Annotated in this window: 15 protein-coding genes; all 15 read right to left on the minus strand. The window is 42.4% G+C overall.

Features of this window, described 5'->3' with window-relative positions:
• A complete protein-coding gene (locus I2D69_RS05670; RefSeq protein WP_173772378.1) occupies positions 1–495 on the minus strand; it encodes a signal peptidase I in 495 nt (164 codons plus the stop codon).
• Positions 492–1,880 carry a hypothetical protein gene (locus tag I2D69_RS05675; protein ID WP_187566244.1) on the minus strand — a complete coding sequence of 463 codons (1,389 nt, stop codon included), beginning with the start codon at positions 1,878–1,880 and terminating at the stop codon, positions 492–494. The genes I2D69_RS05670 and I2D69_RS05675 overlap by 4 nt, the downstream gene beginning before the upstream one ends.
• Positions 1,881–1,899: 19 nt before the next feature.
• Positions 1,900–2,676: a TasA family protein gene (locus I2D69_RS05680; protein ID WP_148462759.1), complete on the minus strand. Its 777-nt coding sequence runs from the start codon at positions 2,674–2,676 to the stop codon at positions 1,900–1,902.
• A 21-nt stretch (positions 2,677–2,697) separates the two neighbouring features.
• A complete protein-coding gene (locus I2D69_RS05685) occupies positions 2,698–3,384 on the minus strand; it encodes a hypothetical protein (RefSeq protein WP_173716453.1) in 687 nt (228 codons plus the stop codon).
• A gap of 10 nt (positions 3,385–3,394) precedes the next feature.
• Positions 3,395–3,883: a hypothetical protein gene (locus tag I2D69_RS05690; RefSeq protein ID WP_148462760.1), complete on the minus strand. Its 489-nt coding sequence runs from the start codon at positions 3,881–3,883 to the stop codon at positions 3,395–3,397.
• A 480-nt stretch (positions 3,884–4,363) separates the two neighbouring features.
• Entirely contained in the window at positions 4,364–4,945 is a 582-nt protein-coding gene (gene sigH / locus I2D69_RS05695) for an RNA polymerase sporulation sigma factor SigH (RefSeq protein ID WP_118579097.1), read from the minus strand.
• A gap of 14 nt (positions 4,946–4,959) precedes the next feature.
• The gene (gene rlmB / locus I2D69_RS05700) at positions 4,960–5,691 is read right to left on the minus strand and encodes a 23S rRNA (guanosine(2251)-2'-O)-methyltransferase RlmB (protein WP_148462761.1); all 732 of its coding nucleotides are present in this window, start codon (positions 5,689–5,691) and stop codon (positions 4,960–4,962) included.
• 50 nt (positions 5,692–5,741) lie between these two features.
• The gene (locus I2D69_RS05705; RefSeq protein WP_118579103.1) at positions 5,742–6,167 is read right to left on the minus strand and encodes a ribonuclease III domain-containing protein; all 426 of its coding nucleotides are present in this window, start codon (positions 6,165–6,167) and stop codon (positions 5,742–5,744) included.
• On the minus strand, positions 6,152–7,561 hold the full coding sequence (gene cysS, locus I2D69_RS05710; protein WP_173716451.1) for a cysteine--tRNA ligase: 1,410 nt from the start codon (positions 7,559–7,561) through the stop codon (positions 6,152–6,154). The genes I2D69_RS05705 and cysS overlap by 16 nt, the downstream gene beginning before the upstream one ends.
• A 94-nt stretch (positions 7,562–7,655) precedes the next feature.
• Complete coding sequence (ispF, locus tag I2D69_RS05715; protein WP_118579255.1) at positions 7,656–8,129, minus strand: 2-C-methyl-D-erythritol 2,4-cyclodiphosphate synthase; 474 nt, start codon at positions 8,127–8,129, stop codon at positions 7,656–7,658.
• Between the two features lie 305 nt (positions 8,130–8,434).
• Complete coding sequence (locus I2D69_RS05720; RefSeq protein WP_195379534.1) at positions 8,435–8,806, minus strand: RidA family protein; 372 nt, start codon at positions 8,804–8,806, stop codon at positions 8,435–8,437.
• 130 nt (positions 8,807–8,936) lie between these two features.
• The gene (locus tag I2D69_RS05725) at positions 8,937–10,439 is read right to left on the minus strand and encodes a serine hydrolase (RefSeq protein ID WP_195379535.1); all 1,503 of its coding nucleotides are present in this window, start codon (positions 10,437–10,439) and stop codon (positions 8,937–8,939) included.
• Between the two features lie 122 nt (positions 10,440–10,561).
• The gene (locus I2D69_RS05730; protein ID WP_195379536.1) at positions 10,562–12,931 is read right to left on the minus strand and encodes an ATP-dependent DNA helicase; all 2,370 of its coding nucleotides are present in this window, start codon (positions 12,929–12,931) and stop codon (positions 10,562–10,564) included.
• An 89-nt stretch (positions 12,932–13,020) separates the two neighbouring features.
• Positions 13,021–13,800: a TIGR03915 family putative DNA repair protein gene (locus tag I2D69_RS05735; RefSeq protein ID WP_148462766.1), complete on the minus strand. Its 780-nt coding sequence runs from the start codon at positions 13,798–13,800 to the stop codon at positions 13,021–13,023.
• Complete coding sequence (locus I2D69_RS05740) at positions 13,797–15,146, minus strand: putative DNA modification/repair radical SAM protein (protein ID WP_148462767.1); 1,350 nt, start codon at positions 15,144–15,146, stop codon at positions 13,797–13,799. Before I2D69_RS05740 ends, I2D69_RS05735 begins: the two co-directional genes overlap by 4 nt.
• Positions 15,147–15,264 lie beyond the last annotated feature (118 nt).

Below are 15,264 nucleotides of genomic sequence, written 5' to 3' on the forward strand. Positions count from 1 at the left end.
TTATCTCACTCTCCTTTTTGTCTGCCCTTCAAAAATTTCTGTTGCCAGATAAATTGCAAACAGGAAAAAGACTGCCGCAATTTTACCCGTTCTGCTTCCTGTAAAGTTCAGCACATATCCGGCAAAAGGGATGCAAAATACAACCGTGCCCTGCAGATTTTCCCACTTTACCGGTTTTGTATCCTGATATTGATTGGAATCCCCTTTTGTTACAAAAAAATGCTTTTCCTTATTGTTTTCAGCTACCCGGTGTGTAATCATTGTTCTCCCTTGTTCTGTGGTAAATGTAATGATCTCCCCTTTTTCTACTTTTTCCGGCTCCTTTTCCTTCACATATATGGCACTTCCAACTGGCAAATCAGGGCTCATGCTTCCAGACATTACGCTGTAACATTTCATGCCATATATCTGGGGAAACGAAAGTCCGACTAACAAAATGACAAAAATCACCCATATGATTTTCAACAGACCTTTTCCCCAGATTTTTAATCTCATCTGTCTTTTTCCTTTCTGTACAGTTTTCTTGCAGTTACTGCAAGAACCACCGCAGCTGCAAATAGCGCAAACCATCTTGCCAGCAGATTTGTGTTATCTCCGGTTTTAGGGCTTGCAGACGCAGTTGCATACACTTTTTCTCCTGCTGCTCCATTTAAGCTTTCCCCTCCACCGTTGTATCCACTTCCACCACTGTTTCCGTTTTCGCCATACTTTCCATTTCCGCTTTTATTTCCACTTCCGCCGTTATTTCCGTTATTTCCGTCATCTCCATTGTTCTCATCGTCATTGTGCCCCCGGTCACCATTTCCATTTTGACCGGAAGATGAATCCGAAGAGGCCTGACTCGCAGAAAATACCCATTTCACTTTTCCCAACAGTTCCTGATATTCATTATCCATCTCTTCACTTAAAGACAATTTTACAATCAGATTTTTTCCTGCTCCTGGTTTAAACTCACCAAGGGAAATGTCTTTTTTCATGCTCCAGCCTTTTTTCGTCAGATTTCCATCTACAGTTCCATGATAAAGAACTTTATTGTTCTCCAGAATTTCAATCTTTGCATAACTGGTAAGAAGCTTCCGTATCAGCTCCAGATTCTTTTTGCTGTACTTGTTCTGTTTGGCAGCTTCCGCCCGAAGGCTCATCTTAATGTTTAAATCCGAGTTATTAGCAAGCCTTATTGTCTGGCTTCTTGTACATCCAGGCTGCAGGTTCTTAAAATTTGCAAACAGATCTGTTTTCTCGCCGCCAATGATCAGCTTATGATTTTTGTCAAAAATCACACTGGTAACAACTTCGCAAGTACATGGCTGATAGGTAATTCCAAGATCCTTCTCATTTTTTCCCCATATTGCTTTCATTTCGCCGCTCTCTGCCTGTATACTCTCCAGATTTACAATAATTCTTGCCTCTTTGTTCTTATAACGGTTGTCTGCTTTTTCAGAGAGATAGTAGCTGTCCATCAGAGGCTTTTTCGTGGTTTTTCCTGCCGGCAATACATCCTTATAGTACCAGTAGCCGTCCTCACACAGCTTCCAGAGATCGGTGTTGTAATGAATTTCGATCATCTCAGGATCCAGTTCCCGATTTTCCAGAAACTGACCGGTTTCACTGATACTCCCAAACACTCTTCCAATTTTTATCCGGACAAAGGAATCCACAGTTCCTTCATTTTTTATATTTACCTCTTTCACCACTTTCTGTCCCGGATCTACATGATCTGGCCTTACATAATTTTCCTGTATGGAATTTTTGTAAGAGGACATGGACAGCAGATTTACTGCATATTCAGATACATTCCAGGCAGCCAGCGCAGTACCGCATGCAAGCAGCAGTACTGCCACCACAGTTATGCAGATACTTGTGCACTTATGCTTCTTCATGGTATCTCTTCCTTTCTGATCAGTTCTCACTGCCGCGGTTTATTTCCTGCAAGGTTCCTCCTTTAATTTCTTCATCCAACATGCGGTAAGCTTCTGACTGGGTAGCAAATCCTTTGCTCTGAATTGCCTGTGCTGTTACTTTCAGCTGATAATTTCCAACTTTCTGCATCTGTGTCTGGTTCCAGTCTGTAGGAATCGCAATATTGGTAAACAGGGTAGACTCCTCTCCAATATTTAAAATTCCATCCCCTTTTGCTCCCATATAATTGAAAACAAGTTTTGAAGCAGTGGAGCGTGCCGTGTCCTTTGTCCACAATGGATTTACCATTGGATAGGCTGCCAGCTGTGCAAGGTTGTAGCCAGGAATCCTATCCTGAATCAGTCCGGTAGCCTTACCTTCTTTTTTGTCATATCCACCGGTAAAAGTCTTATCAAAATAAATGGTTTTATAAATCAGATTCAACGCCTGATCGTCTGTGATCGGTGTCCCCTGACTATTCAGAATGTCCACACTCATTCTCACATAACAGGGCTCGTCCCCGTTTTTGTCGGAGGTGATGTTCTTTACAGTTGGATTTTTGTATACCGTGTATCCCGGATACATATTCTTTCCATCGTTTTCATTTGGATCCCAGTCCGGTTCTTTCAGACCAATATCAAGGTCCCCTGTGGTAAAAACATTGGTCTGCACAGAATTTTCCGTGAAATAAGCCATTGTGTTTCCAATTCCAAATAACATGGCACATGAAAGTACTCCCGCAAATAATACATTTCTTTTTCCTCTGCTCATTTTCATATTTTCTCTTCCTTTCTCTCATTAAAAATGAAACAATCCTGCTTCATACGCACTTTTTGGATTGTTAAGACCAAAATATTCTTCTCCTGTCATCTGCTGAAGAATCTGTCCGGAAATCTTAATTTCCACCCCGCCCATTTCCTGAATCCAGGTCTGCCTGCGGTTATTTACCTTTTTATCCACCCAGACCTTTGTAAATAGAGGAACAGTTGTTTCTCCTGTACCATTCAGGTTCCTTTTCAAAACTTTCGAGTAGTAAAAATACTGTACAGGGTCTGTCTTTTTCTGCTCAGCAAATCGCACCCATTCTCCTTTAGCGGCATCATCACTGTTATAATCAATGGTATAAACTTGGACTACTTTTTCCATATCCTGAGCGCTTAAGACTTTTCCTCTTTTGCTCTTATCCGGGCAATTCTGACTGTAAACGAACTCACATTTCAATGCTGCAAGCTCATTCATATTCAGTTCTGATGTATTGGTTATCTGAGGATCTTTTGCAACAGAAGAACCTGGAACAGTAAGTAATCCTTTCTGTGGATTCCATGACGGCTCTGTAAGAACTGCATCCAGGCCTTTTTCCCCGGCAAATGTCAGCCTGTTTGCAACTTGTCCTGTGTCACCAAGATAAGCAAGTGTGCCGCCAGTTCCCACAGCCAGACATAACCCGGTTCCAAAGATCAGTGCTGCCTTTTTCATTTTTTTCATGTGCACCTCCTTACAGTCTTGCAAAGGCTTCTTCCGGAGAAGAAAATCCTTCGCTCTGAACCGACTCTTCATACACAAGAATATCAAATGGAACTAAATCTTCTTTTTTTACTGTGTTTTTTATAACAATATTATCAAAAACCGTATCTGTTCGCTGTCCTGGCTGAAGCTGTTTCTGATAATAATAGTATCCGTCTTCTCCTGTTTTCCAACTGTCTTTTATCTTAAGAGGCTCACACTGCGCCTGTGCATCCAGATTGCTGAATACTACCCTGACCCGGACATATACCGGAATCACAGAATCATTTACAATACATGGCTTTTTCTTTATGACCGATCCTGGTCCAGGATCGGCCGGAGGATCAAACTCTTCTTCAATGTGTGTCTTATTCTCCACTATCTTTATCCTGTTAACAGTTTCCTGGCGGTCAATTAAATAGGCATACACCATAGAACCTGCTGCTCCCGCCAAAAGGCAGAACGCTAGTACAAACAGCATCCATTTCTTTCTCATGGATCAATCACGGCAGGAACCGTTCCTGCTTACTCCTTTCCTCCTGGAATTTCTGTTATTTTGCAGACCTGCTGCAAAACAGCTACTGCTCAAAAAGACCAGTAACCATAAAATCAGCACATGGGTACCACCTCCTTTACAAAGAACCAGAACGGTCATATCTGTCATTAGGGATTTTTTCGAAAATTAAATAGTAAAAAGAATAAAAGATTTGATTTATAAATACATCTGAGATCAGTGAAATAAATAGAAACTATAATTATTAATATTTTAACAATTTCTAAGATACAATAATTAATTAAATGGATTTTAATAACTGAATTAACAAATTTGAATTAAAGATTAAATTGACGCGTCTTCTGTGACGCATTGATTAATTGATATGATAACATGTTTTTTGAAAAAGTCAATACAGGAAATAGAATTTTTCTATTTCCTGTACCAGCTCCTGGACTAGAAAAGGCTCTAGCTTATTACCTCGCGGATTTTGGAGCGAATTCTCTGCAGAGCATTATCAACAGATTTTGGAGATTTATTCAGGATTCCTCCAATTTCCACATATCCTTTTCCCTTCAGATACAAATCCAGCACTTTATTTTCCATAGGACTTAAATAATCTGAAATTCTTTTCCGAAGATCCTCTGTAGTCTCCTGATCAATAATGATAGATTCCGGATTCTCCACGCTCAGTTCCCAGATTGGACTGCTTTCATCCTCCTGATTCAACGATACATAGGAATTCAGAGGCTGGTGCTTCTGGCGGTTAGAATTCTGAATGGCACTGTATATCTGCCTGTCAATACACACTCTGGCAAAAGTTGCAAAAGATGCCTCCTTATCTGTCTGAAAATCCCGGACTGCTTTAAACAAACCGATCATTCCTTCCTGAATCAGGTCATCTGTATCTCCTCCGATGAGGAACATGGCCCGGGCTTTCTGACGCACCAGCCCCTTATATTTCTCCATCAGATAATCTTCTATGGCTGTCTCTCCAGCCCGCAGACGGGCAATCAGTTCTTCATCACTTACACCATCGAACTTTCCCATATTTCCTCCGGATTTTATTTCATTCTCTGGCGAACCACCTCATAGGCAAGGATTCCTGCTGCAACAGACGCATTCAGAGAATCAATATCTCCCTTCATAGGAATAGCTGCCACAAAGTCACATTTTTCCTTTACAAGACGGCTCACGCCCTCTCCCTCATTTCCGATTACCACACCCATAGGACCGGTAAGATTCAGATTGTACATCAGATCTCCGCCCATATCTGCGCATACGAACCACATACCCTCTTTTTTCAGCTCTTCGATGGTCTGTCCAAGATTAGATACCTTGGCAACTGGTGTGTAGTTCAAAGCCCCTGCAGAAGTTTTTGCAACTGTTGATGTAAGCCCTGCCGCATGTCTTTTCGGAATGATAACACCATGTGCGCCTGCAAGGTTGGCAGTACGGATAATAGCTCCCAGATTATGGGGATCTTCGATATCATCAAGAAGAAAAATGAAAGGTGCTTCTCCTTTTTCCTTTGCTTTATTTAAAATATCCTCAACTGTGGAATATTCATATGCAGCCACCTGCGCGATCACGCCCTGATGGGCGCCTGTCTCACTTAACTGATCCAGACGCTCTTTCTGTACAAAATTAATGATCGTATCTTTTTTTCTTGCCTCACGGATAATGGTGCGTACTGGTCCATCCTGGCATCTGTCCAGAACAAAAAGCTTGTCCACGCATTTTCCTGAGCGAAATGCCTCTAATACCGCATTTCTTCCTTCAATCTGCTCGCTCATTTGCAGCCTCCTGTCTCTTATTGCCTTTGTAAAATCATTGCTGTTGTTCTTTATAAATTCTCTTCCGGAATTCCTTTTCTCACCAGTTCCACAATTCTGGAATAATCTTCTTTCAGGTACAAATATCCCATCAGTGCCTCAAAGCCTGTAGCCCTGCGGTAATCTGCCATTGTAGCATGCTTGGCCATTGTAGGGGAATGTGCATTTCTGCCTCTTTTATAGACAGCCAGTTCTTCTTCTGTAAGATCAGGTTCCAGAAGCTCCATCATCTTTGACTGCGCTCCTGCCTTTACCAGGCTGCTGGCCTTTTTATGAAGCTGATTCACCGGACAGTTGCCTTTTTTAACAAGGATTGTCCGGATCACCAGTTCATAAACACCATCTCCAATATAAGCCAGTGTCAGCGGGGAATAGGTTCGCAGATCCCTGTCTTTCAGTTCAAACAGTTCTTTTAATTCACTTAAGCCCGTTTCCATTTTACTCCTTCACGTGTATCTTTAAGAATGATTCCCTTTGCAAGGAGTTCATCACGAATCTCATCTGCTCTTGCAAAATTCTTTGCCTTTCTTGCCTCCTGGCGCTCTGCAATCAGATCTTCGATTTCTTTATCCAGAATTTCTTCTTTCTTCACAGCAGCAAGTCCAAGCACATCACAAAGCTTCACAAGAATTTCAAGAATTCCTTCTGCAAAAGCGGCGCTGCTTTCTTCTGTTACATTTGTATTGGCAAATTTGACCAGTTCAAATACAGCTGCAAGCGCATCAGCTGTGTTGAAATCGTCTTCCATTGCTTCTTCAAATTTCTTTACATATCCTTCTGCCTCTGCAAGAAGTTTCTTCTCAGCCTCAGTAAGTTCAACAGCAGATGCCTTCTCCTTACGGTCTTTCAGGCGTCCTGCTGCCTCTGTAATTCTCTCAAGGGCATTCTTGGAAGACTCCATAAGATCAGCACTAAAGTTCAGCGGACTTCTGTAGTGTGCATTCAGCATGAAGAAACGAAGCACCTGCAGGTCATACTGCTCGCTGATCTCACGCACAGTACGGAAGTTTCCAAGGGACTTGGACATTTTACGGTTATCAATATTCAAGAATGCATTGTGCATCCAGTATCTTGCAAAAATTTTGTCATTGCAGCATTCGCTCTGTGCGATTTCATTCTCGTGATGCGGGAAAATAAGATCCTCACCACCGGCATGGATATCAATCTCGTCTCCAAGATATTTCTTAGACATAACAGAGCACTCAATGTGCCAGCCCGGACGGCCATCGCACCACGGAGAAGTCCAGTATGGTTCCCCTTCTTTCTTCGGTTTCCAGAGTACGAAATCCAGCGGATCTTCTTTCTGGTCCTCTCCTGATACCTGAAGTGCACGGAATCCAGACTGCAGGTCATCCAGGTTTTTGTGGGAAAGCTTTCCATATTCTTTAAATTTCTTTACACGGAAATATACAGTTCCGTCTGCCACTGCATAAGCATATCCTTTATCCATAAGAGTCTGGATCATGCTGATCATGCCGTCAATTTCCTGAGTTGCCTGAGGATGTGTAGTAGCAGGCTTCACGTTCATTCCTGCCATATCCTTTTTGCACTCTTCAATATATCTCTGGGAAATTTCTTCTGCGGAAACTCCCTCTTCGATTGCTTTCTTGATAATTTTGTCATCTACATCTGTAAAGTTGGATACATAGTTTACTTCGTATCCTTTATATTCCAGATAACGGCGGACTGTATCAAAAATGATCATTGGACGTGCATTACCAATATGGATCAGGTTGTATACAGTAGGTCCGCAGACATACATTTTTACCTTTCCCTCTTCAAGGGGTACAAATTCCTCTTTCTGACGGGTCAGCGTATTAAAAATCTTCATTTTATTTCTCCCTCCGGTCAATTTCTCTAAATGTTATTTCGCAGCTACCAATTCCAGACTTCTGCAGCATTTTGTACTTGTGCGCACAACAACATTATTTCTTGTATAAAAGGCAGACTGCCTGGGAAGCAATTCCCTCTTCTCTTCCGGTAAAACCCAGCTTCTCCTCTGTGGTAGCCTTGATATTCAGACAGTCAGGCTCCATATGCAGCGCTTTCGCAATGTTTTCCTTCATCTGTGGAATATGAGGTGCCATCTTCGGCTTCTGGGCAATGATCACAGCGTCAATATTTCCTACACCATATCCTTTTTTTTCCAGAAGAGAGGCTACATGTTCCAACAGCTTTACGCTGGAAATCCCCTCGTATGCCGGATCTGTATCTGGAAAATGCTGTCCAATATCTCCAAGAGCTGCAGCTCCCAAAAGAGCATCCATAATCGCATGAATCAGTACATCTGCATCTGAATGTCCCAGCAGGCCTTTCTCCCACGGTATCTTCACACCGCCAAGGATCAGATTCCGGTTCTCTGTCAGTCTGTGTACATCATATCCCATTCCCACTTTCATAAGATTATCCACATTTCGTCCCTGCCTTTCTTCTTGAAAGGGATTTTCCTGCATAGCAAAAAATCCCCATGCTATCGTTCGCTATTATACATGATTTCCAACTAAAAAGCAATCCGTCAACAGTTTAATATGCCAGGGATTTCTGTCTGACATTCCAGACTGCGTTGCAACAGAATTCTGCACAATTTTTATTTATGACAAAGGCCTCCCGGGTGAACCCCAGAAGGCCTGACAATATATATTCTAAATATTTGCATATCTTTAAATACAAAAACATTTGACACATTTTCCTGTGGACAGTACTATTAAACTTCTGCGATTACCTCAACTTCGCAAAGAACATTCTTCGGAAGAGTTTTCACAGCGACACAGGAACGTGCTGGTTTGTTTACGAAATATTTCGCATATACTTCATTAAACTTGGCAAAATCTCCCATATCAGCAAGGAAGCATGTTGTCTTAACTGCCTTCTCAAAACTGCTTCCTGCTTCTTTCAGTACTTCGCCAAGATTCTTCATAACCTGCTCTGCCTGAGTCTCAATGGTATCTCCGTTGATCTCGCCTGTTGCAGGATTTACCGGGATCTGTCCAGATGTAAATAATACTCCATTTAAAATCATTGCCTGGGAGTATGGTCCGATTGCTGCTGGTGCCTTATCTGTATAAACTACTTTCATGGTGTAAATCTCCTTTCATTTTTTCTTTTATTGTCTTCATGCTATCGCAAAATTTTATTAGTGTCAAGCAATTTTTTTGTACAAGTCTGGAAAGGATTCTGTTTTGCAGAAAGCCTTTTTCAAATACGCTCTAATTCAAATAATAATAAGCCATCGCTGAAATCCTCTGAATATTGGAAACAGCATCTGCTTCCTTTCCTGCATTCTCAGACATTACGCACAGAATATAATCCGTTCTAGCTCCATAGACAATTCCAATATCGTGCTGGCTTTTATCATTTTCACCAGTTTTATTCGCTACCTGAACAGATTCCTTAAGCCCGCCAGGAATCTTTGTTCTGGTATCCTGGTTCAAAAGCAAAGACAGCATCTGGTCAGAATCCTCCGGACTTACACATTCTCTTCGGTAAATCTTCTCCAGCAGAGTGCCGCAATCCTCCACAGAAGTCGTATTACTGCTTCCAAGCCCTTCCGGATCTGTATTCGAAGGCGCAAGCGTATGAAGCACAGCTGTTTCTTTATAGCCCTGTTCCCTGAGATACCGGTTAATTACACGTGCACCTGCATTGAATTGATTGGAAGCAGTCTGAAGCCTTACCATTTCATTAAAAGACTCATTGTCACTGTAGGTTACCATATTCTCCATAAGCCGAAACAGCTTGTCTGTCACAGTCTGACTAGCTGGATCTGCTTTCAGAAGCATCCCCTCAACCATCCTGATTTTTTCCATATTTTCATAACTTGCAGCCATTGTAAATGCTTTTATCAGACTTGCGGAAGACATGGCTTTATCATTGATGGAGAACTTCTCTCCGCTCTTTAGATCTTTCACATAGACGCTCCAGTCCCCTTCCAGTTTTTCCGTAAATTCCTTCACAGCTTTCTTCAGATTTTTGATCCCCGGATCCGTCAGTTCTTTAATGCTGCCATCTTTTTGGATTGTCAAGCCCTCTGGTGTAGTACCAGCTTCTTCCACTAATACGCCGCTTGATTCATCAAAATAATAATACCCGGAAAATCTCTTTTCTCCCACATTCATTTCCTGGATATAATAAATACCGCCTTCCTGACACACTTTTCCATTTCTGTCAACGTAATACCCGCCATCTAGTTTTATCTGTCCAATCTCTTCTTTTAGAATACAAACTCTTCCAGTACCAGAAAGCCTTCCAAGGTTATTTACCACATAAATCCCCGAAGTCCATCCTGCTTCCACAGTTCCATCTTCTGCTTTCGGGAGTGCTTCCTGTGAAATGGCTGTAAGATGTGCTTCAGAAGCTTTAAATTTTCCTGTCTCGTCGTGATAATAATATCCATTAAACACTGTTCCATCTACAACAAAATGGTCGAAATAATGTATTGCCTGAGTGCAGTCTCCTGAACCGTCTTCATTCAGACAATAAAATCCGTCACTTTTCAACATATATTTGCCATCACTATTAGGAATAGGAAGTATCTTAGCTTCCTCTGTAACAGATGACAGGCTGCCGCCACTTTCTGATTCCGCTAATACAGTAAGAACTTCAGGCTTCCATAACAGGAGCCCGCTGTTGCTGCACCAAAATGCTGCCCCCAAAAGGACTGCCATTCCAGCTGCTTTATACAGCCATCTGGTTTTTTTGCCTTTTTTCATGTTATTCTCCTTTTAATAAGGGCAGTATAACCTGTTTCTGCTTTGTATGCAACCTCTTTGTTTGCCATAACATTTTTACAAGCTCTGGAATGCGTTTGAAAAGACTTTCTGCAGGATGTACGTCACAATTTGCGAGAGATTTTGTCTGGAATACTCTCCCAAAATTTTTGCAGCTGTGCTTCCACATTTGACAATGTACATGTTTTCCTGTCATTCCACTCCACCGGAAAAAGATTGCTGTATTCTCTCTGCCGGAACCGTTCATCCAGAAGGAGAATAACACCATGATCTTCCTTTGTGCGGATTACTCTTCCAGCAGCCTGCAGAACCTTATTCATGCCAGGATACCTATAGGCGTAATCAAATCCATTTTCCCCATTTTCTGTGTAAAAAGAACGAAGAATTTCCCTCTCATTTCCCAACTGGGGCAATCCGGTTCCCACTAAAATGGCTCCAATCAGTTTTTCTCCCAGCAGATCAATTCCCTCTGAAAAAATACCACCCATAATACAAAAAGCTACCAGTGATTCCTGATCCTGTTCAAATTCCCGGAGGAACTCTTCTCTTTCCTGTTCCTTCATAGAGCTGTTCTGACAGATACACTTCACCCAGTTTACAGAAAATTCTTCTTCGTAGACTGCATAAACCTCTTCCAACATTTTGTAAGAAGGAAAAAATACCATATAATTTCCCTTGTGCTGCCATATCGTCCTCGCTATATATTCCGCAATTTTGTGATATTCCTCATATCCCCTGCGGCTATATAAGGAACTTACATCGCCGGCATTTAAAATACAGCGGTTCTTCTGTGAAAACGGTGATTCCACATAGATTCCATAATCGTCCTGCCTGTTGCTGAGCAATTTTCTGTAGTAGCTCATGGGCAGCAATGTAGCAGAAAAGAATACGGCACTGCGGCCTTTCTTCAGATATTCCCCCAGGTTCACTGCCGGATTTACACAGAACAGTTTCAGGCGAAACAGACCATCTTCTCCATTCTCAGCATAAACTACATAGTTCTCGTCTATCAGTTCCGCAATATTCAGAAAATTGCGAATATCAAAATAAAACTTTCTTACTTCATCTTCCAGTTCCACATCCTTATGTGCTTCCAGAAAAGCATCAAATTCTCCCTGAACCTTTAAAATCGTCATAGTTATGGAACCCGTGCCTGGGAGAACGAGGTAATTTCCACAGTCCACCTGTAGTTCTTTCAGCTGTTTATCCAGCTTTCCAAGGGAGCGGTAAAGCCGGGGTGCTCTTTCTTTCATAACTTTTCGAACCCGAACAGCATCTTCCCTGCAAATAGAAGCGCTGTACATCTCTCTTCCCCGTTCTGCCAGATTATGAGCTTCATCAATGAGAAAGACATAATCTCCACCTGCACCTTCCCCGAAAAAACGTTTTAAATGAACCGTAGGGTCAAACACATAATTATAATCACAAATTACAGCATCCACCCATAAAGACAGATCCAGACACATTTCAAAAGGACATACCTGCCATTTCTCTGCCTGCTCCCGTATAGTCTCCCTGTCATATCTGCTCTTCGTCGTCCACAGCTCATAGACAGCGTCATTGACCCTGTCGAAATGTCCCCTGGCGTAAGGACAATGTACCGGATCACATTTGGTTTCGTCCATAAAACACAGCTTCTCCTTGGCTGTAATGGTCACCACTTTGTATTTCATTCCCTTTTCCCGCAGCACCTCAAAAGCTTCCTGAGCCACTGTTCTTGTAATAGTCTTGGCTGTAAGATAAAAGATCGTCTCCCCTTTCCCTTCGCCAACAGCGCGAACTGCCGGAAAAATGGTAGACATGGTTTTTCCTACGCCGGTAGGTGCCTGAATAAAAATCTGACGACTGGCTCCAATTGCATGGTAAACACTGCTCACCATCTTTCTCTGACCTTCTCTGTAGAAAAATGGAAATTCCAGGCTCTGAAGAGAATGATTTCTCTCTTCCTTCCATTTTTTCTGATAACTGAGCCATTTATGATATTCATCCAGAAGTTTCTGGTACCATTCTTTCAGTTCCTCTATGGAGATCACCTCCCGGAACCTTTTCACCACTTCTGTCTCCAGATTGGCATATGTCATCTGGATTCCAATCTTCGACAAGCCTTCCTGAACACCGTAAATATAGCCATAACACATAGCCTGAGCCTTATGAACCTTCACAGGCTCTTCCATCTGTTCCACATTTCCATATATTCCTTTAATCTCATCGATCCAGACAACTTCATCTTCTGTAAAAATTCCATCTGCACGACCTTCTAACCGAATGTCCAGATCCTCATAGCTGCAATTCATCCGCAAAGCAACCTCTGCTCTGTAGTCTCCGCCCATTTGTTTCTGAAGCTTCCGATGCAGTCTGCTGCCCTTTAACATAGCATCTTTGTCTATAGTACCTCTTCGGTTATCAAGATCACCGCTTTGCAATATAAACTCCACAAGATTTCTTACTGATATTCGTGTTACCGGATTGTCCATTTCCAATTTACCGCCTTTTACTGGTCTGCTGCCTTCCAAACAAAGATACCTTATCTGTAAGCATTATAACACGAATTTTACTTATCGGCCTATCCTTTCACAGAAAACTCCGGCATATTACTCCGAAAATGCAAAGCAAGCATCTGCTTCTGAAGTTTCTCATTCCTCCTTGCTTCAATGGATATGCTATCACAAAATGTCTGCCACAGTTCCTCGTACTCTCCCATATCCCCTACGGCGCTCCCTGGCACCTGTATACGCACTTCTTTTCTCATGACGCACTCCTTCCCTTTCTCATGGCACAACGCCTTCTGCCTCTTCTCATCATAGATTACCCAGTTCTCATTGGGAAAGCGATTGGAAAAATGAAGAGCCATAAGAGACAGGATATCATTCCCCGGCTGGATCTTTGCCAACAGAAACCTTCCGCCAATCTCCCTGAAACGGACAAACCCAAAATAATGGTGATATTCCCGCTTCACGCAGAGTGCCAGTTTCGCAACCCTGGATACATATGGATCTGCCAGTGCCTCCATTACACGTTTTTCGCATCTGCCTCCCCCAAAAGCCCGGTGCAGCACATAATAAATGGCAGTTCCCCTGTCTTCATCTGCTGAAGCTGCCGCCAGACAGATCTGTTCGTAAACCTCGCTTCCCAGTCTCATAAGAATCGTCCTCATAACCTTACCAACCTTACTCTGATCTGTAGCAATCTCCCGATAAGAAGTGAACAATTCCATGCTTACAGGAAAACTGGTCTGAATGCTCACTTTACAGCCGCCTGCACACTCTTTCCATCCATCATAGACAGCAGAAAAAATTCCCTCCATAGAGTCCTCACATACCAGGATTCTTTTCTCTTGATTCATATAGCTCCCACCTTTCTGTCCACATGATTCTTTGTATTTTCTGTATACAGTCTTCTGCTCCCCATCTCATCTCCAAAGAGGGATAATTGCTGAAATGCAGCTTCATTCCCATGCTTCCGACAGTTCTCTTCATCCAGAAGATTACGGGTAATATAAGATTCCTCCAACCTGGTATTGTACATCATGCGGCCATTACAGGTGATAAAATATAAGGCACGCTTCAGAACCACACCAATCCTCTTCAAATCTGCAAATTCCAGGGAATGGGTTCTCCTGGCTCCAATGATTCTTCTGGCAGAGGTATAACCGATTCCCGGTACACGAAGAAGTTCATAATAATCTGCCTGGTTGATCTCTACCGGAAAAAACTCCAGATGTGACACTGCCCAGTCTGCCTTGGGATCCAGAAGAAGGTTAAAATCCGGATGCTTCTCTGAAAGCAGTTCTGAAGCCCGAAAACCATAAAACCGCATAAGCCAGTCTGCCTGATAAAGCCGGTGTTCCCGCAAAAGAGGCGGACCTGATAAGGACATGGGCAGATCCTTATCTTCATTTACGGCGACAAAAGCCGAATAAAAAACTCTTTTTAATGCAAAGTTCTTATACAAAGATTCTGCTACTGACACGATCTGATAATCGCTCTCCCCCATAGCTCCAATAATCATCTGGGTACTTTGACCGGCTGGTACAAACTTAGGGGCATGACGGTACAGAACCAATTCCTCCTTATTCTGATCTCGCTGCTGCTGAATCTGCTTCATAGGGCGCAGAATGGTTTGCCTGCTCTTATGCGGTGCCAGTTTCCTAAGCCCGTCTGCAGTAGGAAGTTCCAGGTTCACGCTCATGCGATCTGCCAGATACCCCGCCCTGGCGATCAGTTCAGGAGCAGCACCTGGAATGGCTTTCAAATGAATATATCCCTGAAAATGATATTTATTACGAAGAAGATTTACTGTACAAAGCAGTTCTTCCATAGTCCTGTCTGGACTTTCCTTTACTCCGGAACTTAAAAACAGTCCTTCAATATAGTTCCTCCTGTAAAATTCCATAGTCAGACGACACACTTCTTCTGGGGTAAAACTGGTACGCACCACATCATTGGAGGCTCTGTTTATACAGTATTTACAGTCAAATACACATTCATTTGTATAAAGGATCTTCAAAAGACTGATACATCTGCCATCCTGAGCAAAACTATGACAGATTCCGGCAGCAATGCTGTTTCCCATGCCCTTTCCATCTCCCTTTCGATCCACACCACTGGATGTGCAAGCCACATCATATTTCGCGGCATCCGATAAAATCTCCAGCTTCCGCTTCAATGTCATTGATTCCTGAATAATCATCCCGTAACAAAGCTCCTTTTATGTAATCTGTGTTTCGCATTCTTTATTATTCTTAATTTCAGAACGTTTGTTCTTGTTTTATTTTAGAACGCACGTTCTGTTTTGTCAATATCATAAA

This window comes from Ruminococcus sp. D54t1_190329_F1 (assembly GCF_015551645.1).
In the GTDB taxonomy this organism is placed as follows: Bacteria; Bacillota; Clostridia; order Lachnospirales; family Lachnospiraceae; genus Blautia_A; species Blautia_A faecis.